At 67.6% G+C, this 23,321-nt stretch carries 20 protein-coding genes, 1 tRNA gene and 1 pseudogene; 13 read left to right on the forward strand and 9 right to left on the reverse strand.

What is annotated here, in order from left to right; translation table 11 throughout:
* Positions 1-9: 9 nt before the first annotated feature.
* Positions 10-2,586: a CHAT domain-containing protein gene (locus ACOOHC_RS19035; protein WP_420451941.1), complete on the reverse strand. Its 2,577-nt coding sequence runs from the start codon at positions 2,584-2,586 to the stop codon at positions 10-12.
* Positions 2,587-2,688: 102 nt separating this feature from the next.
* On the opposite strand from ACOOHC_RS19035, the gene ACOOHC_RS19040 reads away from it, so the two are divergent.
* Both ACOOHC_RS19040 and ACOOHC_RS19045 read left to right on the forward strand, forming a co-directional pair.
* Positions 2,689-4,017: a S8 family serine peptidase gene (locus tag ACOOHC_RS19040; RefSeq protein WP_420451942.1), complete on the forward strand. Its 1,329-nt coding sequence runs from the start codon at positions 2,689-2,691 to the stop codon at positions 4,015-4,017.
* Positions 4,018-4,131: 114 nt separating this feature from the next.
* Positions 4,132-4,578 (forward strand): hypothetical protein, encoded by a 447-nt coding sequence (locus ACOOHC_RS19045; protein ID WP_420451943.1) that lies wholly within the window; start codon positions 4,132-4,134, stop codon positions 4,576-4,578.
* Between the two features lie 84 nt (positions 4,579-4,662).
* Here the strand turns inward: ACOOHC_RS19045 and ACOOHC_RS19050 are convergent, their stop codons facing one another.
* A complete protein-coding gene (locus tag ACOOHC_RS19050) occupies positions 4,663-5,430 on the reverse strand; it encodes a GntR family transcriptional regulator (protein WP_420451944.1) in 768 nt (255 codons plus the stop codon).
* A gap of 172 nt (positions 5,431-5,602) precedes the next feature.
* Between ACOOHC_RS19050 and ACOOHC_RS19055 the strand changes: the two genes are divergently transcribed.
* Positions 5,603-6,790 carry an MFS transporter gene (locus tag ACOOHC_RS19055; protein WP_420451945.1) on the forward strand — a complete coding sequence of 396 codons (1,188 nt, stop codon included), beginning with the start codon at positions 5,603-5,605 and terminating at the stop codon, positions 6,788-6,790.
* A 91-nt stretch (positions 6,791-6,881) separates the two neighbouring features.
* Here ACOOHC_RS19055 and ACOOHC_RS19060 read toward each other — a convergent pair whose 3' ends face one another.
* Genes ACOOHC_RS19060 through ACOOHC_RS19070 form a run of 3 tightly spaced genes read right to left on the reverse strand, consistent with a single transcriptional unit; the run spans position 6,882 to position 9,188 of the window.
* A complete protein-coding gene (locus ACOOHC_RS19060; protein ID WP_420451946.1) occupies positions 6,882-7,334 on the reverse strand; it encodes a winged helix-turn-helix transcriptional regulator in 453 nt (150 codons plus the stop codon).
* Positions 7,335-7,343: 9 nt separating this feature from the next.
* Positions 7,344-8,771, reverse strand: a complete 1,428-nt coding sequence (locus ACOOHC_RS19065) for a DHA2 family efflux MFS transporter permease subunit (RefSeq protein WP_420451947.1) — start codon at positions 8,769-8,771, stop codon at positions 7,344-7,346.
* An 18-nt stretch (positions 8,772-8,789) separates the two neighbouring features.
* Entirely contained in the window at positions 8,790-9,188 is a 399-nt protein-coding gene (locus ACOOHC_RS19070; RefSeq protein ID WP_420451948.1) for a hypothetical protein, read from the reverse strand.
* Here ACOOHC_RS19070 and ACOOHC_RS19075 point away from each other — a divergent pair.
* Together ACOOHC_RS19075 and ACOOHC_RS19080 are read left to right on the forward strand one after the other, a co-directional pair.
* Entirely contained in the window at positions 9,163-9,366 is a 204-nt protein-coding gene (locus ACOOHC_RS19075; RefSeq protein ID WP_420451949.1) for a hypothetical protein, read from the forward strand. The genes ACOOHC_RS19070 and ACOOHC_RS19075 overlap by 26 nt on opposite strands.
* Positions 9,367-9,418: 52 nt before the next feature.
* Complete coding sequence (locus ACOOHC_RS19080) at positions 9,419-10,939, forward strand: MFS transporter (protein ID WP_420451950.1); 1,521 nt, start codon at positions 9,419-9,421, stop codon at positions 10,937-10,939.
* 245 nt (positions 10,940-11,184) lie between these two features.
* On the opposite strand, the gene ACOOHC_RS19085 is transcribed toward ACOOHC_RS19080, so the two are convergent.
* Positions 11,185-12,345 carry a M24 family metallopeptidase gene (locus ACOOHC_RS19085; RefSeq protein ID WP_420451951.1) on the reverse strand — a complete coding sequence of 387 codons (1,161 nt, stop codon included), beginning with the start codon at positions 12,343-12,345 and terminating at the stop codon, positions 11,185-11,187.
* A 566-nt stretch (positions 12,346-12,911) separates the two neighbouring features.
* Between ACOOHC_RS19085 and ACOOHC_RS19090 the strand changes: the two genes are divergently transcribed.
* Positions 12,912-13,688 carry a nucleotidyltransferase domain-containing protein gene (locus ACOOHC_RS19090; protein WP_420451952.1) on the forward strand — a complete coding sequence of 259 codons (777 nt, stop codon included), beginning with the start codon at positions 12,912-12,914 and terminating at the stop codon, positions 13,686-13,688.
* A 126-nt stretch (positions 13,689-13,814) separates the two neighbouring features.
* Here ACOOHC_RS19090 and ACOOHC_RS19095 read toward each other — a convergent pair whose 3' ends face one another.
* A complete protein-coding gene (locus ACOOHC_RS19095) occupies positions 13,815-14,216 on the reverse strand; it encodes a RidA family protein (RefSeq protein WP_420451953.1) in 402 nt (133 codons plus the stop codon).
* Between the two features lie 123 nt (positions 14,217-14,339).
* Between ACOOHC_RS19095 and ACOOHC_RS19100 the strand changes: the two genes are divergently transcribed.
* Together ACOOHC_RS19100 and ACOOHC_RS19105 are read left to right on the forward strand one after the other, a co-directional pair.
* A complete protein-coding gene (locus tag ACOOHC_RS19100; RefSeq protein ID WP_420451954.1) occupies positions 14,340-15,167 on the forward strand; it encodes a helix-turn-helix domain-containing protein in 828 nt (275 codons plus the stop codon).
* A gap of 114 nt (positions 15,168-15,281) precedes the next feature.
* A pseudogene (locus ACOOHC_RS19105) lies at positions 15,282-15,386 on the forward strand (alpha/beta fold hydrolase); the annotation flags it as partial.
* Between the two features lie 114 nt (positions 15,387-15,500).
* On the opposite strand, the gene ACOOHC_RS19110 reads toward ACOOHC_RS19105, so the two are convergent.
* Positions 15,501-15,563 (reverse strand) — tRNA-Ala (locus ACOOHC_RS19110).
* 222 nt (positions 15,564-15,785) lie between these two features.
* Positions 15,786-16,493, reverse strand: coding sequence for a hypothetical protein (locus ACOOHC_RS19115; protein WP_420451955.1), 708 nt, complete (start codon positions 16,491-16,493; stop codon positions 15,786-15,788).
* Between the two features lie 32 nt (positions 16,494-16,525).
* On the opposite strand from ACOOHC_RS19115, the gene ACOOHC_RS19120 reads away from it, so the two are divergent.
* The 5 genes from ACOOHC_RS19120 (at position 16,526) to ACOOHC_RS19140 (ending at position 22,503) form a co-directional block, all read left to right on the forward strand.
* Positions 16,526-18,358, forward strand: a complete 1,833-nt coding sequence (locus tag ACOOHC_RS19120; RefSeq protein ID WP_420451956.1) for a serine/threonine protein kinase — start codon at positions 16,526-16,528, stop codon at positions 18,356-18,358.
* An 84-nt stretch (positions 18,359-18,442) separates the two neighbouring features.
* Positions 18,443-18,979 (forward strand): DUF2690 domain-containing protein, encoded by a 537-nt coding sequence (locus tag ACOOHC_RS19125; protein WP_420451957.1) that lies wholly within the window; start codon positions 18,443-18,445, stop codon positions 18,977-18,979.
* Between the two features lie 129 nt (positions 18,980-19,108).
* The gene (locus ACOOHC_RS19130) at positions 19,109-20,575 is read left to right on the forward strand and encodes a hypothetical protein (RefSeq protein ID WP_420451958.1); all 1,467 of its coding nucleotides are present in this window, start codon (positions 19,109-19,111) and stop codon (positions 20,573-20,575) included.
* Between the two features lie 348 nt (positions 20,576-20,923).
* Positions 20,924-21,385 carry a hypothetical protein gene (locus ACOOHC_RS19135; protein WP_420451959.1) on the forward strand — a complete coding sequence of 154 codons (462 nt, stop codon included), beginning with the start codon at positions 20,924-20,926 and terminating at the stop codon, positions 21,383-21,385.
* Positions 21,385-22,503, forward strand: coding sequence for a serine/threonine-protein kinase (locus tag ACOOHC_RS19140; protein ID WP_420451960.1), 1,119 nt, complete (start codon positions 21,385-21,387; stop codon positions 22,501-22,503). Before ACOOHC_RS19135 ends, ACOOHC_RS19140 begins: the two co-directional genes overlap by 1 nt.
* The last annotated feature ends 818 nt before the right edge of the window (positions 22,504-23,321 follow it).

The raw sequence follows: 23,321 nt of genomic DNA on the forward strand, positions 1-23,321 counted from the left end.
CGGTGCGGGTCACCCCCGGGGAGCGAGGGTGGCCGGGATCAGGACGCGTGCGACCAGGCCCTCGTCGTGGCCGAGGGACGGGTCCGTGCGCACGTCCCGCAGGGCGCGCGGCAGGTCCTGGAGGTCGCGCTCGTGGAGTCGGCGGTGGACGCCGGCCGTCGCCTCGCTGTCGGGGATCTCGCACGCCGACCCGACGACGGACCCGATGCCGAAGCGCAGCAGCGAGTTGGTCAACCCGATCGACGACGTCCCCACGGCCACCGACGTCGCGGACTCGCAGCTCGCGAGCACGACCGTGCTCGCCGGCCGCACGAGGTGTCCCATCTCGTGGACGGTGAGCGCGCCGTCGGCGAGCGACAACGAGCTGAACATCGGGTTGTCGGTGTTCAACGAGCTGTGCGCGGCGACGTGGACGAGCTCGGCGCCGTCGAGCGCCGCCAGCACGGCGCCGCAGGTCGCGTCCGGACCCGTGAGCACCCGAGCCCGGGGGTGGAGGGAGGCGAGGGCGTCGATCTCGCGCTCCGCGCTGTCCAGGTCCGGTCCGGCCACGAGCACGACCGACCCGGACGCCCCGGAGCGGTCCGGCCCCGGTCGGGCGGATGCCTGGACCGAGTGCGCCCAGGCGGTCGAACGCAGCGACGGCAGCATCGAGAATGGGATCATCGGGATCGCGGAGTCGACCACCAGGTGCACCACGCCGTCGTCGCCGCCGAGCTCCCCGGGGTGGCCGAGGAGCTCGTCGACCTCGGCGGCCACCCCGTGGAGGGCAGCGTCCCCGGTGCGGCCGAACAGCGCTCGGCGCGCTCGGAACGTCAGCTCGCGGCACGCCGCCTCGATCTCGTCGAGATCCCCCAGCGGGCGGCCGCTCACCCGGCCGCCGACCAGGTCGAGCGCCCACAGCGACGACCCGTCGACGGCGAAGCGGCGCACCGTCGCGGTGCCGGGCAGGGCCACGATGGATCCGGTCGTGCCACGCCGACCGCGGTCGCGCCGGGCCCGCTCGGCACGCACCGCCCGGCGCAGCTCGCGTCGGCGGCGAACCAGCGGCGTCGGGTCGCGCCGCTCGTTCTCCGCCTCCTCGATCGCGCGCGTCACCGCCCGGTGCTCGACGAGCGTCGCCGACGCGCTCGGCGCGCCGCCCACCTCCGCCGATGCGTCGACCGCCTCCTCGCGCACCCGGGCGATCCGCTCGGCGAACACGAGGGCGTCGCGGTGCCGCTGCGACGCCACCAGGCACCCGACCCCGATCCGCCCGAGCGCGACGAGGTGGTCGGACAGCGAGTCGTGCAGCTCCATCGTCGTCGCGCGATCGCGCTCGCGCTCGACGAGTCGCAGCCCGCGCCGCGCCGCTCGCAGGGCCTCGCCGGGGCGTCCGCGCCGCCGAACGACCTCGGCCTGGAGAGCGCACCGGCGCACGAGCTGGGTGAACGGCGGCGACGTGCGCCGGTGACGCCCGAGCGCCGCGGCGGCCGCCTCCAGGTCGCCGCGGGCGAGGGCAGCGTCCACCGCGACCAGCAGCGCCGCGCCGTGCCACTCCTCGTGACCGGTGAGCGCGAACCGGCCGCACAGCTCCTCGACGCGATCGCCCACCTCGGCGGGGTCGGCCCCGGAGGCGAGCTCGATCGACCAGCGCGCCAGCTCGGCGCGCCGCGCCCGGTGGCCCTGCCCCTGGGCGACGAACGCCGTGCGCGCCGCCTCGACGTGGCTCCGGGCGCGCTCCACGTCACCGCCGTGCGCCAGCGCGGTGGCGAGCACCAACCGCTGCGTGGCGGCCTCGAGGTCGTTGCCCGCCGCCTCGAGCGCCGCCACGCCCGCCGTCGCGACGTCGATGGCGTCGCCGCGCAGGCCCACCGCCAGCAGCGCGGCGCACAGGTCGGCGTGGAACAGCTCGACGGGGAAGCCCGCCGCGGACAGGCGCTCGTCGGCGCGCTCGAAGTCGGCGAGCGCACGGAGGGGTTCGCCGGCGATCAGCGCCGCGAGCGCGAGGTTGTGGATGGCCGCGCCGGCACCGATGCGGTCACCCTCGGCGTCGAACAGCTCGGCCGCCGTGGCGAGATCGGAGCGCGCCGCGCGCGTCGCGCCGAGGTAGGCGCTCATCAGGCCGCGGTTCATCAAGGTGTCCGCGGTCCACGCGACCAGGCCGGCCCGCCGGAAGGCCGCGAGCGCCATCGTGTACTCGCGGCGCGCCGGCCGGTAGTCGGCGACGAGGCCGAGGACGCCGCCGCGCTGGAAGTGGACCTCAGCCCGATCGACGCCGTGCAGCACCTGCTCGGCGTCGTCGAGGGCCGCGAACGCCCCGGCCACCTCCCCGAGCTGGGCGAGCATCGGTGCCGCCGTCAAGCGGCACAGCGCCGCCCCGCGCCGGTCGTCCGAGGCGAGGGCGCGCTCGACCCCGGTCGCGGTCGCGGCGAGCGCCTCGTCGAGGTGGCCCAGGACGCGGTGCGCGATGGCGACCGCCCGCCACCCCGTCACCGACGGCGCGCCGGGATCCGCAGCGGCGGCGTCGAGGACGCGACGGGGGTCGCTGTTGGCGAGCACCAGCACCTCGGCGTCGTCACGTGGGAGCTCGTCCACGTTCGTCACCATGGGTGAGGAAGCTACTCTCGGTGGGCAGGCGGGGCCGATCGGTATCAGGACGCCCGGAACCGACTCGTGGCGGGAGCAGACCACCGAGGAGACGAACGACCCATGCCCACGACACCACCACCAGGCCGCCGCCTCGCCGCAGCCCTCGCGCTGGCCCTCGCCGTCGCGACCGCGGCCTGCGGCTCCGACGACGGCGACGTCGCCTCGGCGCCCTCCACCGACCACGCGACCGCCACGACCCTCGACACGACCGGGATCACGACCGCCGGAACGACCGAGGCCACGACCGGCGACACGACGGCGGGCACCGCGCCCGACACGACCGGCGGCTCGGGACCCGGCACCACCGACGTCACCGGCACGACGACCGAGGGCACCGAGCCCGACGAGGGGACCGACGACCTGCCGGTCACGGCGTGCGAGGACGGGGGTCGGGGCATCGACCCCGAGAGCCAGGCCCTCCAGTTCGTGGCGTCGCTGTGCGAGCGCTCCGACGGGGACGAAGCGCTGCGGTTCCGGGTGTGCGCCGACGACCGCTTCCCCGAGGCGTTCGTCGAGACGGAGGCCGGCGAACGCCCGGTCTTCTTCCCCCAGGGCATCATCCGCTTCCACCCGAGCGACACCCAGGACCCCGGCGCCGGGCCCGGGCACGAGCCGAACCTGTCGGACGACGAGCGCAGCGCCGCGGCCGACGCCGGGTACGTGGTGATCGACGACGGGGCCGACCACGGCGACTTCGTCGGAGACGTGATCGAGTCGATGTCGGGTGGTGACGTCGTCACGCTCCCGCCGTCACCGCCTGCGGCCGGCGAGTACTTCGTCCTCGACGACGTGATCGCCCTCCTGCAGCGGATCGACCCCACCAGGACCCGCACCATCGTCAACATGTCGCTGGGGACCTACCGCTGCGACGATCGGATCGAGCCCGACGACCCCCTGGTCGAGCTGGCCGAGACGATGCTCCGCCTGGTCGAGGGTCAGCGCGTCGAGCACTTCTCCGTGTCGGCCGGCAACGACGAGACCGATCAGATCTCGTGGCCGGCCGGTTTCGGCGTGGACACCGAGTTCGGCCTCGACGACGTCGTGACGAGCGTCGGCTCGATCGTCGGCACCGAGCGCGAGGACCTCGACGCCGCACGGAGCTGCTTCTCCAACCACGGCGGCTGGGTCGAGGCGTGGCTCCCCGGTGAGGAGGTCTTCGTGGAGGGGAGGGGGACGTGGAGCGGGACCTCGTTCGCGGCCCCGCAGGCGGCGGCCCTGATCGGAGCGGGCGTCGACGTCGAACGGGCCGCCCCGCCCGACCCGCCCGACACCTTCTCGATCACCTGGACCGATCCGACCGGCGCGCAGCGCCCGGCGACGACCTCCTGCCCACCCGGCGACGGTCCGCCCGGGAACTTCGAGCCGCAGCTGCCGGGGGTGCGCTACTAGGTTCGAGCGCGCCGGTCGGGGGATCCGTCTGATCCACGTATCAGGCGCGATCCGAACCACTCGTGCTCTCAAGTTCGGTCGCCCGCAGACCGATGCGCTGAGGAGGAGGTTCAGATGGACGACACGCAGGTGCACCAGCCGACGAGGGTTCCGGGGATCGGCGACGTCCCCGTCGTCGAACCCGTCGGCCTCCTCCGCCCGCTGACGATCCCGGCGGCGCCGCTGCACGGACGTGTGCGGCGGGTGAGCGAGAGCGTCCTCGTGCAGATCGAGCCGCTGGGCGACGCCCTCCCGTCACCGACGTGCCTGCGGGTCCTGGTGGTCGACGCGACGGACGCGAGCACGGATCCGGCCGAGGTGGCCGCGGTCGAGCTGCCCGCGTGGGACGGCACGGCCTGCGCGCTCGAGGTGGCGGTCCCGGCCGTCTCGGGCGGGGTGCGTGAGTTGGTGGTCGCTGCTCACGCCGGCGACGACGACGAGATCGCGCTCGGCGACTGGATCACCGTGGACCAGGCGGCGGTCGTCGATCGGCGGGCGTCGATCTCCCTGGTCGCCGTCTGACCCGACGACGGGGGCGTCCGGCGACGAGCTCGGTCCGCACCCGCCGACCCGTGGGCGGGCGGCGCCGGGTCCCGTCCGCCGCGTTCAGCCCGCAGGGGCTCGGTCGGCCGGCGAGGCGACGAGTCCCGGTGCGCTCCGGGCGGCGAAGTTCGACACGAACCGGTACCGGTCGCCGCGGATGACCGTCGTCCGCCACTCGAGCGGCCGGCCGTCGGCGGTGCCGAGTCGCTCCAGGAAGAAGGCGGCCTCGGGAGCGCCCATCCCGAGCAAACGCCGCTCCGAGGCGGTCGGTACCACCGGGGCGATGCGCTCCCAGCCGGCGTCGGGGACGATCCCGGCGCGCTCGCGCAGCTCGGTGTACAGCGCCGTGTGCTCGAAGTCGCTCGACATGAGGTCGTGGGCGATGTGCATCGGCAGCCACGACCGATCGAGCGCGAGCGGTTCGTCGTCCGCGCAGCGGAGTCGGGCGAGGAAGAACATCGGAGCGTCGGCGGCGAGCCCGAGGCGCTCCGCGACCTTCGGGTCGCGGACCTCGCGCATCTCGAGGACCGAGCTTCGCTGGTCCGCGCCCGACGACTCGACCGTCTCGAACAGGCTGTACAGCGCACCGAGCGGTTGCTCGAACTCGCTGCGGTCGACGACGGTGCCGCGACCTCGCTCGCGGCGCAGGATGCCCGTGGAGTTCAGGTGGCGGATGGCCTCGCGGACCGTGTGGCGGCTCACCTCGTACTCGGCGACCAGCTCCGCATCGGTCGGGAAGCGCACGTCGAACTCGCCGGCATCGAGACGGGTGCGCAGCGCCCGCTCGAGCTGCGCCCAGAGCGGCATCGGGCTCCGTCTGTCGAGTGCCATGTCCCCCCACGTGCGGGCGCAGCGAGCTCGCTGCGAACTCCGGCACGAGATCCTACCCGTCGGGCGCCGACCGTCGATGGCCGGGCGCACGCCGGCGAGGGCGCCGGTCAGGGACGCCGCCCCTCCACGTGCGTCGAACGGCGAGCCCTCGCGGGCGTAGATTCGCCCGGCTGTGCGATGGAGGCGACCCGAGGGGCTGACGGACGTCGATCCGGGGGCCGGGATCGAGCTGGCGCGCCTCAACGGCCTCGAGGGCCTGGCGCGTTCGATGATGGTCGGCGTCGTCCCGCTGAGCGCGCTCGAGGCCCTGGGCTCGAAGCAGGCCGTCTCGGCCGTGTTCTTCGGTGGCGCGCTGATCACGCTGGCGCTCACCTTGAGCTCCGGCTGGCTCGAGGCACGGCTGCAGCGCCGTTGGCTCGTCACCTCGGCGATGGCCGCCGTCTTCGTCGCGGCCGCCCTGTTCACCGTCGCGGACGGCCCCCTCTTCGCCGTCGCGGAGGGGCTGCGGTCGGCCGAGGCGTCGCTGTTCTCGGTGTGCGTGTCGCTCTACATCATGGACCACATCGGCAGCGGGGAGCTGACGGGCACCGAACCGCTGCGGCTGATGTACTCCGGAGCCGCCTGGCTGATCGGGCCGTCGGTCGGCGTCACGCTGTACGGCCGCGGGCACGCGAACGCGCCGTTCGTGATCTCGATGTGCCTCTCGGCGATGGCCGTGGCCTACTTCTGGCGACTCCGGCTGCATCGGAACCCCGTTCTGCTGACCCCGACGACCACGGTCACGAACCCCGCCCGCAACGTCGTGAGGTTCTTCTCCCAACCGCAGCTCCGCACCGCGTACGCGATCACCACGACGCGCGCGGTGTTCTGGGCGGCGCTGTTCATCTACGGACCGATCTACGTCGTCGAGGCCGGCCTCGCCACCTGGCTCGCCGGGAGCTTCCTCTCCGTCGCGAGCGCCATGCTGTTCACGAGCCCACTGGTCGGTCGCGCAGCTCGACGCTTCGGGACGCGGCAGGTGATCCTCGTCGCTCTCGCGTGGATGTCGGCGAGCATGGTCGCGCTCGCATCGATCGGCGAGCCCCGACCGGTCGGCGTGGTGTTCTGGCTCACCGGCGCCGCCGGGGGTGCCGCGCTCGACGTCGTGGGCAACATCCCGTTCATGCGGACGGTGCACCACCACGAGCGGATCGCGATGACGAGCGTCTTCTCGACCTGGCGTGAGGCGTCCTTCGTGGTCACCCCGGTCCTCGCCGGGGGAGCCCTCGTCCTCGGGTCGTTCTGGACGTTGTACCTCGCGATCGCCGTCGTCCTCGCGCTGGGTCTGGTCGCCACCACCTCGCTCCCGGCGCGGATCTGAGCGGGCGCGCGGCGCTCGGCGGACCCGGCGGGAAGCTCGTGCTCGCTGCGGTCGCGAGAAGGGCGCGAGCAGACACGATCGCGCGTTCGGGTCAACCGTCGGTGGTCGGGTTGATGCGTCGACCGATGCGGAGCTCGCCGAGAGGGGTTCCGGATCTGGCGTCGACGTAGATCGGTTCGATCGGCTGGTCGCTGTCGAGGTCGAGCAGTGTCACCGGGGGTTCGGTGATGTCGGACCACGCGTCGCCCCATTGGAGGAGGGCGACCATCACCGAGTCGAGGGCTCGACCCTTGGTCGTGATGGTGTAGGTGTGCCGCCTCCGGTCATCGGGGTCGTCACTGCGGTCGAGGACGCCGTGCTCGACGAGGCTGGAGAGCCGAGATGACAGCGTGGCACGGGGGATGCTCAGGTTGCGTTGGAAGTCGTCGAACCTCGTGGTGCCGAAGAACGCTTCGCGCACGACGAGCAGCGTCCATGGATCGCCGACGACGTCGAGGGCCTGAGCGATCGAGCATCGCATCGTGTCGAACGAGGTGCGTCTCACGCTTCCAGCCTAGGAATCCGTCGTCGCGAGCGCTCGTCGGGTGAGGAGCGGAGTCGAGAGTGCCGACGTGGCGACCCCGCCGACGATGAGCAGCCACCACACGTCGTCGAACCCGTCGAGCGCGTCGTCGAGTGACGTCGACCCTGCGACGAAGGCGATCGTCAGAGCGACGCCGAGCGTGCCTCCGAACTGACGGATCGCTTGGTTCGCGGCCCCGCCGACGCCGAGTCGATCAGGGGGCAGGGACTGGGCGACGACGCTCGACAGTTGCGGCAGGCACATGGCGACGCCGATGCCGGTGAACAGCATCGACGGGAGGTACTCGATGACGTAGGAGGGTTGACCGCCGAGCGCGACGAGGCGCCAGACTCCGCCCGCTGCGAACGCGAGTCCGCCCACGATCAGCAGCGGACGTTGGCCGACGCGCCCGGCGAGGTTGCCCATGTTCGGAGCGAGGACCGCCACCAGCGACGGCCCGGGCGCGACGCCGAACCCGGCTCGCAGGATCGAGTACTGCCACACCTCGGTGAGGAACAGGATCGACGAGAAGAACATCGCGGTGAACGCGATGCCGAACGCGATCGTCGCGGCGTTGCCCCACTTGAAGTCGCGGATCGAGAACAGCTCCAGGTCGAGGACCGGAGCCGACGTGGTGCGCTGTTGCAGCCAGAACGCGACGAGGAGCGCGACGCCGGCCACGATCGAACCGATCGTGCCGACACCGAGCCACCCCCACTCCTCGCTCTGCACGACACCCAGCGATACCAGCCCGGCGCCAGCCGCGATCAAGACCACCCCGATCGGTGCGGGAAGGACCGTGGCGGCGTTCCGTGACTCGTTCAAGATGCGGCGGCCGGCCACCACCGTGAACACGCCGACCGGCAGGTTGATCAGGAAGACCCATCGCCAGCTCGCGGCCTCGACCAACACGGCACCCAGCGTCGGCCCGAGGGCACCGGCCAGAGCACCGCTCGCGCCCCAGATCGCGACGGCGAACGGCACCTTCGCCGGGGGGAACGCACGCAGCACCAAGGCGAGCGACGACGGGATCAGCACCGCCGCGCCGGCAGCCTGGACCACCCGGAAGGCGATCAGAACGGCGGCGCTCGGGGCCACCGCGCACAGCAGCGACGCGATCGTGAACAACGCCGAACCGACAAGGAACGCACGCTTGTGCCCGACGCGATCGGCCATCTTGCCCACCGGTACGAGCAGCGCAGCGAAGACGATCGTGTACGCGTTCAGCACCCACGACAGCTGCGTCGGCGCGACCGAGTCGAACGTCGCCACGATGTCGGGAAACGCCACGAACAGCACGGTCGTGTCGAGGAACACCGCCAACACGGCGAGTGACGCGACGGCCAGGGTGAGCTTCGCCGCCCGCGGGGTTCCGACCACCGGTGCAGGGGGTGTGAGCGGCTCGGCCTCGGCGGTCATCGGAGCACTCTGACACCATCAGCTGGAAAAGTCCAATGATTGAACCTTGATCGCAGACCAGCGAGGCGCCCGCAGACGCCGCTGTCGGGCCACGCGCCGAGCACCGCATGGAGATCGCCGGGCGAGGCGCGCTCGGAGGTCCTCGACCGATGAGTCCTGCTCGGCTCGCTCGATCGCCGAGATCACCAGCTGGGGTAGCTCGGTACCATCCATCGCATCGCGGTACGCGGTGAGTTGTGAGACGAGGTCGGCGCGGACGTCGCCGGTCAGTCGTTCGGCTTCGACGACCTGGTCGAAGCCGCCTGCGTCCCGCAGCAGGTCGGTCCGTTCAGGGAAGTGGCGATGCACGGTGTAGCGGCCGCAGCCCGGGCCACCGAGAGAGAGATGACGAATGACCGAGAACGCAAGCGGCTTCACCGCACGCAGCTTCGATCTGCTGGACGGATCGGCGCACGACAACGGCGAAGAACGGTTCGACGCACACCGCTCGGACTTCGAGGAGCGCATCTGCGTCGGCGGTGGGACGCACCGTCCGAAGGCGAAGGACCTGGCTCTCGCCGCGTTCCACACGTTCATCGAGGACGCCCGTGACTGACCTCGACCTCCGACACGAGTCGAGGGCACCAGCGCCGAGCAGCCGCCGACGCATGTTGATCATCGGTTCGATGTGCCTCGCGGTGGTCGTGATCATCGCGAGTGGCGCCGGCATCTCCGTCGCCATCCCGTTCATCGGCGAGACGCTTCAGGCGAGCCAGTCCGAACTGCAGTGGATCATCGATGCCTTCAACGTCGTCCTCGCGGCGTCGCTCCTGCCAGCTGGTGCGCTCGGCGACCGGTTCGGTCGGAAGCGATTGATGCTGATCGGCTTCGTGATCTTCGTCGCCGCGCTGGTGTGGTCAGCGGCGACGACCGACACGACGACCCTGATCGTCATGCGCGGCATCGCCGGGGCTGGCGCCGCGCTCATCTTCCCGGGAACACTGTCCACGATCACCAACGTGATCCCCGACGAATCCAGAGGCAAAGCGGTCGCCGCGTGGGCTGCGAGCGCCAGCCTCGGCGGGACCCTCGGCTCGCTCGGTGCCGGCGGCCTCATCGAGCGCTACTGGTTCGGGTCGATCTTCCTCGCGATGGCCGTCGTCAGCGTCGTCGCCGCGATCGTGGTGACGGTCGCTGTTCCCGAAACGTCCGACCCCGCCGACTCCAACCTCGACCCGATCGGAAGTGTCCTGTCGATCGTCGGCATCGGCGGCCTCGTGCTCGGCATCATCGAAGGCCCGGTCAAGGGCTGGACCGACACCATCACCGTCGCCGGCTTCGTCGCCGGCATCATCGGTCTGCTCGGCTTCGTCGTCTGGGAGCTCCGCACCGAGCATCCGCTCCTCGACCTCGAACTGTTCGAGCGGCGAGGCTTCTCGACGGGTTCGGTGTCGATCTTCCTCCAGTTCTTCGCTTCGTTCGGGTTCTTCTTCGTCGCCACCCAACACCTCGCGTTCGTGTTCGACTACAGCCCGTTCATCGTCGCCGCAGCGCTCCTCCCGATCGGGGTCACCATCCCACTCGGATCCGCACTCGCACCCGGCCTGTCCAAGCGCCTCGGGCGCGGGATCGTCGGCGCCTCCGGACTCCTCCTCCTCGCTCTCGGCTCGTTCATGTTCACGCTGCTGACCACCGGATCGAACTACTGGGCATTCGGCACCGCAGTCCTCGTCTACGGCCTCGGCTTCGGACTCGCAGCACCACCCGCCACCGAAGCGATCGTCGAATCACTCCCCGCCGAAGAGCAAGGCGTCGCATCCGCCATCAACGACGTGATGCGCGAACTCGGGGGAGCAGTCGGCATCGCCATCATCGGCTCCGCCTTCTCCGCCGGCTACAAGAACGAGATCGACAACGCGAGCGCGTCGTTTCCGCCAGGCCTCGCCGACACCGTCCGAGAAGCACCCGGGATCGGACTCGGTGCCGCGGCCGAGGCAGGACCCGACGCCCCTCGCATCGTCGAACTCGTCCAGACCAGCGTCAACAGCGGGTTCGGCATCGCGATGTGGGCGTCGGCATCAGCCACGATCCTCGGCGCTGTCTACGTGCTGATCCGCTCACCCCGAGGAGGAGACGAGACCCCGGCCCTCGGGAGCCTCGAGGCAACCGTGGACGACCGACGCGAATGACGGCGCCCGCGGTCGGCGAAGTCGAAGGAGTCGAAGCTCACGAGATGAGTCCACGGCTCACCGCCGACGAGACTCCGATGTCGTGCGACGAGCGCTGCACGCACCCGACCTCACGCCGAACCCGATGCCGACGACCCGAGGCAACGGCAACGATCCGACTGACCCTGCTCCGCGACCGCTGCCGGCAGAGAGCGCGGCAACCGACCAGGACGGCACCTCGGCGCTCGGCGACCCGATCGGATCGTTCAGAGTGCGGGGTCGAAGGGTGCCGTCGTGAGTCGTTCGGAGCCGGTGTCGGTGATGAGGTACTGGTCCTCGAGTTTCACGCCCTGCTGGAGGGTCTCGTCGCCGATGTAGCTCTCGATGCAGATGACCATGCCGGGCTCGAACTCACCGTCGAAGTCATACGTGTCACCGGTGCGAGCGAGCGGTACGTAGGGGTACTCACCGCAGAGCCCGAGCCCGTGGGCCAGGCAGTAGTAGCCCCACGGCGCATGTCGCGCGGGCACGACCCAAGCGCTCCGAGCGAACTCGGAGAACGACACGCCGGGGCCGAGGAGGTCGGCGTTGTGTTCGAGTTGTTCGCGTGCTTTCGCGTGGAGCGATCGCTGGTCGGCGGTGGGCTCGGCCCCGACGCTGTAGCAGCGCGAGAGATCGACGCCGTAGCCGCCGTAGGCGATGGCGTCGGTGTCGATGCAGAACAAGTCGCCGTGGGAGATCGGGTGTGGGCCGGCCTCCTGGAAGTACGGGAACGTTCGCTCGCCCGCCTGTACGAGACGGGTCGACACGTACTCGCCGTCGGTGGCGATCAGGCGTTGATGGAAGTGCGACCACACCTCGATCTCCGTGGTGCCGGCACGGAGGTGTTCGACCATGTGCGCGACGGCGTCGCTGACTCGTTCGATCCCGTCACGCATGACCTCGATCTCGCCGTGCAGTTTGATGCGTCGGCTCTCGACGAACACCTCGGTCGCCGAGCACAGGGTCAGGCCGTTCGCCCGGAGCGCGTCGGTGACCTCGTGGTCGAACCCTTCGACGCCGACGATGTCGGCACCGTACTCGGCGCACAGCGTCGCGATCTCGGCTGCGAAGTCGTCGATCGCCGAGCGGTACCGGCTCCCAGCGACCGCGGTGATCCCCGGTGCGGTGCGGACCTCATCGACGGTCGTGACGTCCGTCGCGAGGTGTTCCGATCCTGCGAACTCCCATGCGATCACCGGGCCGTCGGCGAAGACGGCGACGAAGCGAGAAGCGCCCATCATCGAGAACACGGTCATGTTCCGCACGCCCGTCGCGTAGAAGACATCGATCGGATCGGCCGTGATCACCACCGGCACCGACTCCGCTCGCATCGTTGCACGGAGCCGTTCCAGACGACCGACCGCAACGGGATCAAGCAGGGTCATCGGCGCATCCGAGGCAGAGATGGTGCCCTCGCATCCGGCCGACGCTATCGACGAGACCGTCTGGCAGACCCTCGATGACCGCTGATCGACAGCGACGGAACGACCAGTCCGGAACCTCTGTCGCACCGATCAGATCAACGGCACGAGACCACCACCGAAGCCGAGCGAGCAGCGAGACGACGTCGACACCGCACTGCTTGACGCGATTCGCGACGCACGTGAGGCTGACCGTTCTTGGTCGCAGATCGGAGCGGTGTCGGGTGTCTCCAAGCAAGCCGCTCAGCGCAGCTACGCCGCCAAGCTCTCGGCCCGACACCCCGTCTCGGCGAGTCAGACACACGTTGCCCGATCCACGCGGTGGAACAGCCACCCGGCTTCCGGCGACGTGGAGGGACGTACGGCTGCCGGGCCGCGTCGCATGATCACGCCTCCCCGAGCGACCGATGCCCGCCCGGTACCGCACGACTGCGCTCGCTCAGGTGCTCCCGAGCGTGCAGGCCCCATGTGGCGTGCGACGATCACGTTCGTGCCCATCGTTCGATCCGCCACCTCAGCCGGAGTCGCCCGTGCTTGATCCACGGGAGGGGGTGTCTGCGACGGGAGCGATCATCACAGGCGCGAGCCGCGAGCGGATTCCAGATGGCTACTCCGACGTGCTGGATGCGGCCACGACCCAGATCAGCGCTGCTGCACCCCGAGCATCGGTGTACGTCTACGGCTCAGTGGCGACGGGGACCGCTGCCGCGCCTGGTTCTGACGTCGACCTCCTCACGGTCGGAGTTCCAACGGAGCTCGCCGCATCGATCAGCAGTTCACTTTCGACCGACTTCTCCGACCTCTGTCGCGGAGTGGAGATCGCGAGCGCCGCGGAATCGGACTTCACCGGAGCCACCGACGAGGCGTACGGCAACCGCGTCTTCCTCCATCACTACTGCGTACGACTCGTGGGCCCCGAGATCGATCGCGCGGGATCTCCGTTCCCCGCTGATCTGCACGCCGCGCGCGGCTTCAACGGCGACATCGCCCAGCACCTCGACCGTTGGCGCCGACGCTGTGCTCCCACCGACCCAGCACTCCTCGGACGCATCGCTGCTCGCAAGACGTTGCTCGCAGTCGCAGGCCTCGTCAGCGTGAACGACACGACATGGACCACCGACCGGACGCGTGCGGCAGATCGTTGGGGCGAGGTTCGTGCTGACCTCGCCGGAGACCTCCGCGAACTGCTCGACTGGACGTCGCGACGCGCGAACGCGACGAGCGATCGAATCACCCACCATCTGGACTCGACGATCGAAGAGATCGTGAATCAGTTCGAAGCTGACATCGGTCTCTGGCCGACCTGAGGGAACGCGAACCCGCTCGACGATGTTCACGGCGAGCGTCGTCCTCCACCGCTCCGGAAACGGCACCTCAGCGCTCGGCGGCCCGCTCCAGATCGCGCCAGCGGGCGCCGAGGGTGTCCGTTGCGCTCAGAGCACCCCCGGCGTAGCCGGAGCGTAGGCAGTCAGTTTGATCTCGACCATGAGGTCGGTCCCGGCGAGCGCAGTGACCTCGATTCCTGTGAGACAGGGGCCGGGCACGGCGAAGCTCCGCGCTAGGGCGTCCATGACTGGCTCGACCACTCGGTGGTCGGTGTAGAAGATGGTGACGTCGACGACGTCGTCGAACGAGGAGTCGGCGGCCCTGAGGGCCGATCCGAGATTGGTGAAGACCTGTTCGACCTGTGCGTTGGGATCGTCGACCCCGACGATGTCGCCGGTGGCGTTCCAGGCCACCTGTCCCGACACGTGGAGCATGTCGCCGGCTCGAACGACCTGGGAGTACATCGGGACCTCAGCGAGGTCGGGGGTGGGAACTGATGTGCGTGGCATCGGTCGAGCGTGCCGTAGCGGTCGGCGCTTCTCCTACGCCCCGTCGATCCGCGGACCGCAAGACCGTGCCTTGCGTCGAGCACACGGTCGGGCGTGCGAACACCCCTTGGTACGGTCCGAGCGATGGCCGACCACCGACTCGGCGAGTTTCTTCGAGAGAAGCGCGAGAACCTGGATCCCGATCGGGCCGGGATCTCGACCACGGCGCGACGTAGAACGGCGGGACTACGTCGCGAAGAAGTCGCTCAGATCGCCAACGTCTCCACCGACTACTACTCAAGACTCGAACAGGGGCGAGCCACGAATCCGTCGATCGAAGTGCTCGACGCAATCTCATCAGCGCTACAGCTAGATCCCGCCAACCACCGCCACCTGCGTCGACTGTCGGGTCGAGACACCGGACCGACCACGACCGTGGCCGTCCGCCCCGGCATCATGAAGCTGCTGGATCGACTCGACGGTCTGTGCGCCGGCCTCGTACTGGACGACGTCGGCGACATTCTCGCCTGGAACGATCTCGCAACGGTGTTGTTCGTCGATTTCGCTTCGATCCCATTCGAGGGTCGCAACCTCATGTTGCTCCTGGTGACCGACCCTGAGTTGCGAGGAAGAATCCACGAAGCAGAACTACCTCGTGTGGTCGACGCCCTCGTCGCAGACTTCAAAGCTCAATCGGTTCGGGCTGCGAACCAAGCGCGAAAGCAGGCCATCGTCGATCGATTGAACCAGCCGGGCACGGAATTCGCAGCGTCCTGGGCCTCCGCAACGATCGCGCCGTTCCAGGTCTGCATCGACCACGTCGTACACCCTGCCGTCGGATCGATCCGCCTCGAGGTCGAGTTCCTCGACATCGCCGATGCCGGGCAGCGGATGGTGGTGTATCACGCTGCCGACGAGGTCAGCGAGCAACGGTTCGGTCAACTCGCGGCCCAGGTCGTTTCCCGACCATGAGCCGACCCTGCTCGTTCATGTCGAGCGCACCCGGTGGGAGCAGCCACGTTGAAGTTCATCTGTTGACTGTGTGACGCGAATCCTCTGCTTCCTGACATCCATGTGCCTGCACTGGTGATCTCCGGCGAAGAATGTCCCGTCCGACCGCCTCCGTGGGCGCGCGAACTCGCTGATCGGCTCCCGAACTCAGAGCTGGTGATGATGCCCGAGGTCGGCCACAGCCCGATCCTCGAAGCGCCCGAGTCAGTCATTCCCCGTCAGTCGAGGCATCGACGATCTGTCGTTCGCTTCGTGCTCGTGCGACCGCGGCGCGAGTCGATGAAGACCGCTCGGTGGAGACGATGGGAATCGAACCCACGACCCCCTGCTTGCAAAGCAGAACTACCGAATCGCGTCAGCCCTGCTACATAGCTGTCTACCAGGTGTTTCATCCGATTCTCGGCGACCGGAGGACCCCGCCTTTTGCCGCTGTTTGCCCTTGCTACGCGTGCACGACGCGTGCAAGGCAGCCTGCGGACGAGGATGATCTCTACGGAAGCGGCTGCGGCGAGCGGGCACCATCCTTCTGTCCACGATCATGCGAACACTGCAATGCGGACTCGACTCCAGGTCAGGCGTTCACTTGATTCCATGAGCGAGCAGCGTTCGAACGACAGTGTCGATACGGCTGGTGGAAACGTGCATGGGTACCTGGAGCGTCCAGAGTCGACGGTGGATCTCGCGAATGTGTTCGCTGACATGGTCGACGCCGCGATCCAATCGTGCCGCGGCTTCCGCTCGTGTGGCGGGATCGACTGCCCCTTGATCCATCGGAACACGAAGCGCTCGATACACCGCTCGCTCAGTCTGGGAAAGCTCGATCTCGACGCGACGCGACGAAACACCACTCGACTGTTCAACGAGTCGCGGTCGCACGTCGACCAGCAACCGCACCACGGTCGTCTGTGCTTGTACGTGGACCTCGAACTGATCGGTGGGTGGGGCATAGGCTGCACCAACATCGAGGAGCAGCTCGGGTCCAATCGGGCGGGTGATGCGCAACGGTCGGGAACGTTTCCCTCCGTCGATCGTGTCGACGATGAGGCGATTGTTCGCTGCGATGAATGCGCCAACGCGACGTGGAACAGTTCGGTCAGTGGGATCGTGCCCCAATCTGATGTGTTCTGTGTCGGGGTGGCTCTGGCGTCCGAACGGAACGACCTGGCCGTCGAAGATCTCGACTTCGGTTCCGTCCTCAGCTCCCGCTACACGAACCAACGCTCGTGCCGACGAGACGAACAGGTCGGATTCGGGTCGACGGTTGCTGGCGCTGTTCGGCATGGCCATGGACTCAGTTTGTCCGACTACCCTCGGCTCGGGTGGATCGACCGCATCACGGAGACGGAAACGGGAGATGGTGCGGACCCATCAACGACCCGGATCGGTACAGGGTCCCAGCGGGCACGATCGAGATCCGCCACGGCCACGGCCGGATCTACAAAGCAGTCGACGGCACCGGACACTCAGTTGCCCTCAAACACCTGCTGCGGTCAACTGCAGGCGACCTTCACGACACCGCAGCCCGACACCGGCAGATTTCAGAACTCGAACATCCAGGACTGCTCGCAGCGCTCGATTGCTTCGTCGGCACATTTCGGTACGAAACCGAATCGATCGACGGCATCGACCCCGACGACTACAACGACGACCTGGTAATCGTCAGCTCCTGGATCGACGGCAACGACTTCGACCCCATCACGACCGCACCGCTTGAAACGGCCCGAGTCGTAGCGAGCGTCGCCGACGCACTGCACGCAATGCACCACAACGAGAACGGTCCGCTCGCCCACCTCGACGTGAAACCATCCAACGTGCGCGTCGGCGACGACGGTTCGGTGGTCCTGCTCGACTTCGAAGCCGCTCGCCCCGCCGACGGAACAACTCGATCCGCAGGCGCTATCGATGTGAACCTTCGCCACTACATCGCCCCCGAGCAACGCCTACCCCGTGCCACGGCAGCAACCACTGCTGACATCTACCCACTCGGGATCATGCTGCACGAGTCGCTGTTCGGCGAAGAGGCGCCGTGTGACCTCGCCGACATCGACGTCGACGCAATCGCCGTCGCAGCACGGGGCCACGATATTGCGGACCCGATCGGTCTCGCGGGACTCATTGTCCAGATCGTTCGATCCGACCCGACGGCACGACCCGAAGCCGAAGAGATCGTGGATCGACTCGATGCAGTCACCACTCGCCGTCGACGCCGCCCACTGCGGCGAACTCGCCGCCAACTCGTGGGGGTCATCGCTGTGATCGCTTTCGCTGCTGCTACGGCCGGTGTCATCAACGTACTCACCGAGGCGGAGCCTTCGTTCGATCAGACGATCGCCGTCGAGGACAACTCGATCACCGTCCAGAACCTGGTGACCGACGGCGACGCAATGCGAGAAGACACCTCGTTCGTCAGGCTCACCGCCCAACCCCGGCTGCGTTGCGGCCTCGACGCCTGCGTGATTGCTGGAACGCTGCGTTCCAGCAACGAGCGCTACGACACCGCGGTGTGTGTCACGCAAGGCGACCGGATCACGAACGGCCAAGACCGATCCCCGATCGACGACAACAACCCGTTGCTCTACGAATCGACCACCTGGTTCGGAGTGGAAACGGTAAACAACGTCGGCGCAGTCGTACGCGGTTACGTCTCGTCGACCTGGATCGCACCCGAGGACCGGACTCGCGGCCTGATCCTGCCCCAGTGCGATGTTGTCGACTTCACACCAACGCCAGGTACCCCAACATCGAACTTCCCGCCCGTCAATCCCAGCGCCGAACTCGACGGCATCGTGGAGATCATCGACCGTGCGTGCGAAGAAAACATGGCCGAGGTCATCGCGCTACGCGAGCAGTTCTCGACAGCTGTGATCGGCTCACCGGAACTCTCACGAATCGTCGACCTCCGGGCCGTCTTCGATCAGTTCGTCCCCAACCCCCTGCTGGCCGACCTGCCCGACGTTGCCGAACCCAGCCTGCAGAACGCTCTCGACGCCATCAACGAACAGAACACCAGGATGCTCGCCTCGTTCCGCACCGCACTGGAAGCGCTCGAGCAAGGCGATCAAGCAACAGCACTCGATAGCTTCACCGCCGCCGATCGCCAACTATCGGCGCTCGCCGACTCGATCCGAAATCTCGGAACCACCCAGTGCTAATCGGGCGCCGTAGCGCAAGGGTGGACCGGTGTCAACCCGAGGCCTCGTATAGACCACCTCGGTTGCACTTGGTTTCCTGGACCCATGAGGCCCACCCCGATCCAGCACACACCCACCAACCACGACGACCCGACCTTCGACATCGTCGAAGCCACCGAATCGCACCCGCCTCGAGCCAAACGGCGGGGCTCCGTGCAACGCTTCGGCGCTGCCGTTGCGATCGTTGCGTTCGTGGCGATGGCGATGGTCTCGGCAGCCGAACCCAAGACTGCCGAGGCGGTCGGTTGCTATGGCGACTGGTGCTCCGGCAAGGACCCGGTCGCAACGGGCTGCGACCGCGGTGCCTATTCCGTCGCTCACGTTCGGATCCCGGGAACGTGGGCGTACGTGTACAACATGTGGTCCCCGACCTGCAAGACCCAGTGGGCGCGTGTCTCGAACCACTACGGACAGTCCTACCCGTGGCGTCTGAGCGCCGTTCAGGACACCGGTTACAAGCAGACTCGAGCCCGGCACCACTCGGGTCAGTACTCGTGGACGAACATGATCTACACGCCCCGCAACTGCGTCTCTGCGAAGTGGACCGGAGCCCCCGGCTCCACTGGCACCGCATGCTGGTGAGCGGCTGACGAGCCACACTCCAGTTGCCGTCCCCACCAGGCGTGCCTCTGACCAAACCCCGATTCGGTCAGAGGCACGCATATGGCCGCTTGACATCGAACGCCCATCCATCACACCTGAGAGAACCCCATGAAGCGATTCCTCCTCACCTTGGCAACAGTCTTCGCAATCGCCGTCCCGACGATCGCAACGACCCCGGCTCAAATCAACGCGAGTGACCCCGACGAGATCTTGTCGACCGAGCCCGTCAACGTGCGCGTCACCCCCAACCTGTCCGGGCAGATCATCACGCAACTCGACGACGGCACCCCTACGAACATCAGGTGCGCAATCGCCGGCCAGCAGATCTGGGACACCAACGTGTGGTTCTACAGCGACCTCGCCAACGGCGAACGCGGCTTTTGGACCGCCTACTACTCCGACGCCGACTACAACACCTCGGACGACCTGTCGAACCGCTACGGAATCAGCCGCTGTGAGCGCCCGTCATCCACCCCCGGAGCGAGCGTCTACTACCAACCCCGATTCCACCTCAGCGACCCCCTCGCACCGACGTCCACCTACACAGCAGCGAAGGACTATTGGGCCGCAGGAAGCTGCTCGGCCATCGCTTCAGCTGGGTCCTGGCCTGCTCACTTCGACGGTCAACTCGTCACCCGCGCCAGCGGGTGGAGCCTGGGTCGACTCGGGATCACCTACATGCTGTCTCACTTCCCACAGCGCGCTGCGAACCTCGACCAGATCATCTTGTTCGATCCGGGCAACCTCGACGAGTACGCCAACAACCCATGCGATGCCCGCTACGACCAGGACGAACTGATGGCGCAGTGGCTCGACGCCGACCCAAGTCGCCGGCTCCTGGTGCTGGCCGGTGCCTGGACGCGCGATGTGGGCAATCCGGACGAAGAAGGCCGCCTCCACCAAGGTCTCCAACAGCACCTGTTCCCGGCAATTCGCGCCGCCGGCCGATCGCACCAAGTGTTGATCTGCAACTACGACACCATGGGCCACGCCGCCGTCATGGAGAACTTCGGGCACCTCGCCGGGTCAGGCAGCCTCACACAATGCCCCGGAGAATCCGACGCAGCCTGGGACCCCTCCGGAGCGCTCATCGGCGACGGATCCGAGCCGGTGGATCCGATCGACATGATCATCCACCGCCTCCGGCACGTGGAATCGATCGAGGACCTCGACCCGTCACTCTTCAAGTCCGAGGTTCTCCAACTCATCCGCTGGGTCCGCACAGGTGCGTACCTCGACACCAAGACCGAGGTCTTCGATGACTACGGAGAGTATGTACCGATCGACGCCGAGACGTCGGTGTACTACGACGTGTTCGGCAACATCGCCTATGGCATCCTCGCCTCCCGACTCGGGATCGAACGCGACATCGCCCAGGCCGGGCCCTTGATTCCCGTACTCGGCGGAGGGTGGAGCGAAGCCGACTTCATCTCAGTCGAAATCGGGTTCGACATCAACGGCGACATCGACGGAGACTTCTCACGACTCGATCGAGACCTCATCGTCACCTACATCAAAGCGTACCGTGCGGCCTACGCAGGCGCAGATCGCCCCATGCGTGTCATCGACAGGTAAGGGAGGCACCGACTTGAGGGGGCCGACCAGGAGGGTTCGATGCAGCCCCGTTTCCCCTGGTAGATGATGGTGGAGACGACGAGAATCGAACCCGTGACCTTCTACTTGCAAAGCAAATCCGGCCCGCACCACCTACCTGCGGAAACGCAGCTTGAGCGGGGGAAACGCCGACGTTGCGAGAGTCGCTGAACACCGATTCTGACCCCCGTTGGCCGGTGCTACAGGCACGATAGAGGCACGCCGGACGTCCACGGTCAGCGGTTCTCCGGAAGAACTGAGGTTGACGGGCCAACACCTTCGCAGCCTCGCTTCGCTCGTACACGACGCGCGACCCGGCAGAATGTATCCATGCGCGTCTTGGGGGCCAACTGTTCGACCCGGGCGGTGAACGTCGCTGTCGTGCAGGATGGCAACGTGCTTGATGGCTTGCCGGAGCGGCTCCGTCCAGCTCAGGGGATCGAACTGGGTGACCGTCTCCTTGAGTTCATCGACGATGTGGCGCGGCTGCTCGCACAGGTCCGGCCCGATCGCGTGGCGCTCCTCCTTCCGGAGGCCCAGCGGCGAGGCTCCGCTTCGTACCAAAGCGTGGCTCCGCGGTTGACCATTGAGACGCTGTTCCGAGTTGCTTCGGCACGCGAGGGCTACCCCCTCCGTTTGATCGCCCGGCCGAGTGTTCGAGCGGCTCTCGACCTGCCGAAGAAAGGTAGCCTCGACGACCACCTCGAGTCGGCGGGTGAGCCCGTCGGTCGATACTGGAGAGACGGGCGCGGACTCGCCGCACTCGCTGCTCTTGCAGAGGGAGCTCACTGATGCCACTCCAGGGAGAGGCAACGGCCCGTCGAACGTACGTCAATCTTGAGCGGGTCCTCGATGGATCGCAGCTAGTCCATCGCTGCGAGCACGCAATACTGGGAAAGCGATGCGCGCAGAAGACGGTCCGGCTGTCCGGCACGTCAGTGGCAGCTTTCGAACCCTGGCTACTCGAGGAACTGGACCACCCGCGGATCACGCCGGTGCGCGAAGTCCAGTTCGATCCGCAGTACGAGGGTCACGTCACCTTCGTTATGCCATGGTACGAGGGCGGAAGTGTTGCTCGAGCTTTGATCGAGGGTCCGCCGTTCTCCCTCGCAGGATCGCTCAGCATCATGTCCGATCTACTTGGCGCCCTTGAGTACCTTCACACCGTCAAGCGTTACGTTCATCGGGACGTGAAAACTGACAATGTGTTGCTTGACGGCGGTCGCACTACCGGCTTCTTGTCGGACTTCGGTCTCGCTGCGGCGATCGAGTCCAGCGGCGATGCTCCGGCCGTGCTCAGCACGTACGAGTATATGGCACCCGAGTGCGCGTCGGATCTGCGCCACGCCCCACAAGCGGACGTCTATTCAGCCGGAATGGTTCTGTTCGAACTGCTGAGCGGCCGGATCCGCTGGGAAGATCTCGACCGGGCCGACGTTGAGCGTCGAGTCACAGAGGGGCGCCGCGCTCTTCCGGACTCTGCATACTCAGCTTCGGCGTTCTCGCCCCACGTGCCGGATCGACTCGTCCGAATAGTACGGAAGGCGATCGCCGCCGAAATGGACCGTCGGTATCAAACTGCGGCCGAGTTCCTCAGGGCGCTCAACCAGGTGGTCTCCATCGACTGGCACGAAACCGAGCCCGAAACCGGTGAGATGTGCTGGCTCGGTACGTGGCCCCCTCAGAGCCGAGATGACAATCGAGACGAGTACCGCGTCACCGTAAGGACGATGACGAAGGGCCCCTCATCCGGGCTGCAACGTCTCGTAGCGCATCATCGACGCCCCGGAGGCGCCGCATGGAGGCGAGCCATACCAGATCGTGACGTTGCCGTCGACGACTCCACTGGCCTCCGGACGTTCTTCGCTGACGTCGCCGCAAGTGCCTCCCACCGGCGCGCAGCTCGGTAGTGGTGCTGAACTATCTCCGGTCTCGCTCGCATCAGCTCTCGACGGAGAATTGGCAACCTCGCCGCATCTACAGACCACCACGCAACGAAGCCATCGTCACGGAGACTCAGGACGCCGCACCTACTCAGATCCATGACAGCGAGCTCTACACCGGGAACCGCCCAGCCGATACCGGCCGCCGGAACTGCGGCGACGTCGAGTTCTAGCTCGTTACGAAACTCCGCCAGTGCCTGATGAAGCGGCCACGCCACGTTGGCCGGCCATTCACTCGGGCCACCGGCGGCCACGAGGCGTCCTACGGCCTGACGTAGGTCTGAGTCGTCGATCATGACGTCGTCCGGTCGGAGTATGGGCGAGGGCCAGGTTGCAAGGTTGCCGTACGCGCCGTTGAGCCCATCGATGACTCTCGACGACAGGCGCGCACGATGACCCCAAGGGCATCGCCGTCAAGATGCCGTCCTTGCCAGATCAGGGCACCGACGACATCGGAGCGCGAGATTCGGTTTCCCTCCCGACGACCTGCTTCCAGAAGATCGTCTATCACGCCATCGACGGCCGCCGTCAGCAGGAACTGCTTCGGACGTGCGGTCATAGTCGACAGTATTCCATGGATTATTCATGAATATTGACCGTGTCCTCTCGGCGACATGTTTCCGGAGTCCTCGCGTGGCGTGCAGATACGCCAGCCAGTCATCCAGCGCTTGCCCAGCGGCAGGTCGTAGTCGAGGTGGCCCGAGCTTCGACCGGGCCAATCCAGACATGCGTGTTGCCGGTCGCGGCATCGGTTGCCCGTCCGTGGATGGCCCTGGTCGAACCAC

The organism is Ilumatobacter sp., from assembly GCF_965215205.1.
Classification (GTDB): domain Bacteria; phylum Actinomycetota; class Acidimicrobiia; order Acidimicrobiales; family Ilumatobacteraceae; genus Ilumatobacter_A.

What these genes read in the sequence shown, in the direction of transcription:
- ACOOHC_RS19035 (WP_420451941.1), bottom strand. Translation starts at nt 2,586, where the DNA reads ATGGTGACGAACGTGGACGAGCTCCCACGTGACGACGCCGAGGTGCTG.
- ACOOHC_RS19135 (WP_420451959.1), top strand. Translation starts at nt 20,924, where the DNA reads ATGCGCGTCTTGGGGGCCAACTGTTCGACCCGGGCGGTGAACGTCGCT.
- ACOOHC_RS19115 (WP_420451955.1), bottom strand. Translation starts at nt 16,493, where the DNA reads ATGGCCATGCCGAACAGCGCCAGCAACCGTCGACCCGAATCCGACCTG.
- ACOOHC_RS19085 (WP_420451951.1), bottom strand. Translation starts at nt 12,345, where the DNA reads ATGACCCTGCTTGATCCCGTTGCGGTCGGTCGTCTGGAACGGCTCCGT.
- ACOOHC_RS19040 (WP_420451942.1), top strand. Translation starts at nt 2,689, where the DNA reads ATGCCCACGACACCACCACCAGGCCGCCGCCTCGCCGCAGCCCTCGCG.
- ACOOHC_RS19080 (WP_420451950.1), top strand. Translation starts at nt 9,419, where the DNA reads ATGTTGATCATCGGTTCGATGTGCCTCGCGGTGGTCGTGATCATCGCG.
- ACOOHC_RS19065 (WP_420451947.1), bottom strand. Translation starts at nt 8,771, where the DNA reads ATGACCGCCGAGGCCGAGCCGCTCACACCCCCTGCACCGGTGGTCGGA.
- ACOOHC_RS19075 (WP_420451949.1), top strand. Translation starts at nt 9,163, where the DNA reads ATGACCGAGAACGCAAGCGGCTTCACCGCACGCAGCTTCGATCTGCTG.
- ACOOHC_RS19125 (WP_420451957.1), top strand. Translation starts at nt 18,443, where the DNA reads ATGAGGCCCACCCCGATCCAGCACACACCCACCAACCACGACGACCCG.
- ACOOHC_RS19130 (WP_420451958.1), top strand. Translation starts at nt 19,109, where the DNA reads ATGAAGCGATTCCTCCTCACCTTGGCAACAGTCTTCGCAATCGCCGTC.
- ACOOHC_RS19050 (WP_420451944.1), bottom strand. Translation starts at nt 5,430, where the DNA reads ATGGCACTCGACAGACGGAGCCCGATGCCGCTCTGGGCGCAGCTCGAG.
- ACOOHC_RS19140 (WP_420451960.1), top strand. Translation starts at nt 21,385, where the DNA reads ATGCCACTCCAGGGAGAGGCAACGGCCCGTCGAACGTACGTCAATCTT.
- ACOOHC_RS19100 (WP_420451954.1), top strand. Translation starts at nt 14,340, where the DNA reads ATGGCCGACCACCGACTCGGCGAGTTTCTTCGAGAGAAGCGCGAGAAC.
- ACOOHC_RS19095 (WP_420451953.1), bottom strand. Translation starts at nt 14,216, where the DNA reads ATGCCACGCACATCAGTTCCCACCCCCGACCTCGCTGAGGTCCCGATG.
- ACOOHC_RS19045 (WP_420451943.1), top strand. Translation starts at nt 4,132, where the DNA reads ATGGACGACACGCAGGTGCACCAGCCGACGAGGGTTCCGGGGATCGGC.